This is a genomic window from Oleiphilus sp. HI0123, from assembly GCF_001635315.1.
On record NZ_LWGE01000327.1, the window covers coordinates 1 to 768 of the forward strand.

The 768-nt window shown below is 41.3% G+C and carries 2 protein-coding genes; both read left to right on the forward strand.

Going from position 1 to position 768, the window contains the following annotated elements; all coding sequences use genetic code 11:
• The coding region (locus A3761_RS03145; RefSeq protein ID WP_068749798.1) for a nucleotidyltransferase family protein at nucleotides 1-645 on the forward strand (645 nt) is incomplete at its 5' end.
• Nucleotides 646-669: 24 nt separating this feature from the next.
• A partial coding sequence (locus A3761_RS28905) for an NAD-dependent epimerase/dehydratase family protein (RefSeq protein WP_156491547.1) occupies nucleotides 670-768 on the forward strand: 99 nt, incomplete at its 3' end.

Below are 768 nucleotides of genomic sequence, written 5' to 3' on the forward strand. Positions count from 1 at the left end.
ATTCATCATGCTGTGGTTAATACCCACTATTTATCAGAACTTGTATCTAAATTTCTTAAGCGCCCACAGTATGCTTCATGGATAAAAGAGGTTTTTGAACCTGAGTTGCTGGGAACAGCGAGTTCCTTGCGGCAAAATCAGGCTTTTTTTAAGAATGCCACGACGCTACTAATTCATGCAGATAATTGGTGTCACTGTAATTTCTCGGCTTTTATTGAATATCATTGCAAGTATCGACCAGATAATTGCCCTATAACAATGATGACTTTTGATACTGAACTTCCTCAAAGTTGCGGGATAGTTGAGCTTGATTCTCAAAATAGAGTTATTGGGTTTCACGAAAAAGTTTCAAACCCTCCTGGCAACCGAGCAAATGCTGCAGTTTATCTGCTTGAGCCTGAAATCCTTGATTGGCTAGAACTGCATCCCGAGATCTCCGATTTTAGTACACAGGTGCTTCCACAATTTGTTGGTCGAATAGCTACTTGGCACAATGATGTCATTCATCGTGATATCGGCACATATTCTGCATTGCGTAAAGCTCAGTTGGACCCTTTGCCGCTTCTTAATTGGCCGGCAGCAGATTCATGGCAAAAAGAGTTCGACGATAATCCGATTCATAGTCTTGTCAATAAAGACAAGTGAGACTGGCAAGCTTAGGCAGGTATTATGGCAGATCGATTTCTTGTAATTGGTAGTAACTCATTTTCTGGTTCCCACTTTGTTGAGCATTTGCTTGAGCAAGGCTATGAGGTCATTGGGGTTAGT